This is a genomic window from Nocardia vulneris (assembly GCF_001613425.1).
Taxonomy (GTDB): Bacteria; Actinomycetota; Actinomycetes; order Mycobacteriales; family Mycobacteriaceae; genus Nocardia; species Nocardia vulneris.
Map to the genome: position 1 here is coordinate 1 of NZ_BDCI01000012.1, position 825 is coordinate 825.

Genomic DNA, 825 nt, shown 5'->3' on the forward strand with positions numbered 1-825 from the left:
CCGCGGGTGCGGGTGCGGCCGGAGCGGGAGCCGCGGGTGCGGGTGCGGCCGGAGCGGGAGCCGCGGGTGCGGCTGGTGCGGGGGCGGCCGGTGCCGCCGGTGCGGCGGGTGCGGGTGCCGCCGGTGCGGCCGAGTCGGGCGCGCCTGCGGCGATGCCCGCGAACATGAGTGTCGCGGTCAGCCCAGCGGCGGCCGCGATCCCGATCGTGCGCTTCATGTGTAGCCCCTTCTCGTCTCGATGTCTCGCCTCGAAGTGGTACATGCGTACTCGAACATCAAACGCCCAACTCGTCACCGGCTCGGCACAATGCGTGAAAAAGACCTGTCTTGCTGCTCCTTTGCGGTCGGTCATCGGGTCCGACCGCCCGTGCGTTCCCCGCGCCGCTGTCGAACGTGCGCCGTACGGCGTCGTCGCCGAGCATGACCCGGCGACGACGCCGAACGACTCCGGCTCGCTGCGGCCGATGCCTCCTGATCGCCGGCAAGAGGCGCGGCTACCGGGTGCGCCGCGTGATGGCCGTCAGCGAAACCGCAGGGCGGTCCGCACCGCCCTGGTGGGATACCTGGCTGCCGGAACTAGAACGGCAGCTTCAGGTCCGGTAGGCCGGGCAGGGCCGCCGGCCCGCCGTTCCCGGGCGCGCCCATACCGGGCAGGTTGTTGAGCAGATCGCCGCCGGGCAGGCCGTTGAGCAGCTGGGACGGATCCGGCAGCTGTGCGCCGCCCTGTGCGCCGCCGCCGTTCGGGCCGACCTGTGCGTCGCCGTTCGCGCCCGCGCCGCCGGGTCCCTGTGCGCCGCCCTGCAGGCCGCCGCCGTTCGGGCCGAC

General features: G+C 74.1%; 1 protein-coding gene and 1 pseudogene. Both read right to left on the reverse strand.

What is annotated here, in order from left to right; translation table 11 throughout:
• On the reverse strand, nucleotides 1-217 hold a 217-nt coding region (locus NVU01S_RS15310; RefSeq protein ID WP_176582328.1), incomplete at its 3' end, for a hypothetical protein.
• 359 nt (nucleotides 218-576) lie between these two features.
• Nucleotides 577-825, reverse strand: a pseudogene (locus tag NVU01S_RS44210) (hypothetical protein); the annotation flags it as partial.